Raw genomic sequence first — 798 nt, forward strand, 5'->3', positions numbered from 1 at the left:
GATTGCCGGCATAGCGGCGCGCTACGCCGATGCGCGCCGACAACTCGGCCAGGTCGAAGGGCTTGACGAGATAGTCGTCCCGCGCGGCGCGGCGCGCCTTGAGAAAATCCAGTCCCCTTCCGTCCGGCAGCATGAGGTCGAGCAGGATGGGCTCGTAGCTCACCGTGCCGACGCAGTCCCGCCCCGTGTCCAGCCGCGTCGCCCAGTCTACCGTCAGGTTGGCATGGCTTTGTCACCCTACCGTGCAACTGACAGGACGCGATGCCATGACCCGACGACTTCCATCGATTGCGCTCGCATTCTGTGCCCTTGGGGACCGGGACGGCCATGGCCGACCAGCGGTGCAACGTGCCGCTGGCGGAGTGGCAGCCGCGGGCCGCATTGCAGCAGCAGGTCGAGGCCCAAGGGTGGCGGGTGACACGTATCCGGACCAAGGATGGCTGCTACAGGGTTCAGGGAACGAACGAACGAGGCGAACGCTACGAGGGCACGTTCCATCCCGGCACGCTGCGGGTCCTGAAGGTGGAGATTGAGTACGATTGAGAAGGGGCGCGGGTGGACCTGTCCCAGCGAAGGTTGGAATCCGGTTCCCACAGCGGCGGGCGAAGGGATTCGAACCCTCGACTTGGCAAGGCTATGCTCTCAGCCAACTTTCGTTCGGTATAAGCCGAACTCTGTCCCCGCATTCCATTCGGCCGAACGTAATCATCGCATTAGAAGCCGCCTCGGAGAACCACTCCGCAGGCGGCTTTTTCGTGTTCACACAGCGTCCGCGAAATCTCGCTCCGCCGGAGTGGC

General features: G+C 64.0%; 1 protein-coding gene. It reads left to right on the forward strand.

Annotation, left to right across the window (positions count from 1 at the left end; genetic code table 11):
- Positions 1-303: 303 nt before the first annotated feature.
- Complete coding sequence (locus ACFHNC_RS24715) at positions 304-543, forward strand: PepSY domain-containing protein (protein ID WP_437171892.1); 240 nt, start codon at positions 304-306, stop codon at positions 541-543.
- Positions 544-798 lie beyond the last annotated feature (255 nt).

This window comes from Falsiroseomonas sp. E2-1-a4, assembly GCF_051433165.1.
Lineage (GTDB): Bacteria > Pseudomonadota > Alphaproteobacteria > Acetobacterales > Acetobacteraceae > Falsiroseomonas.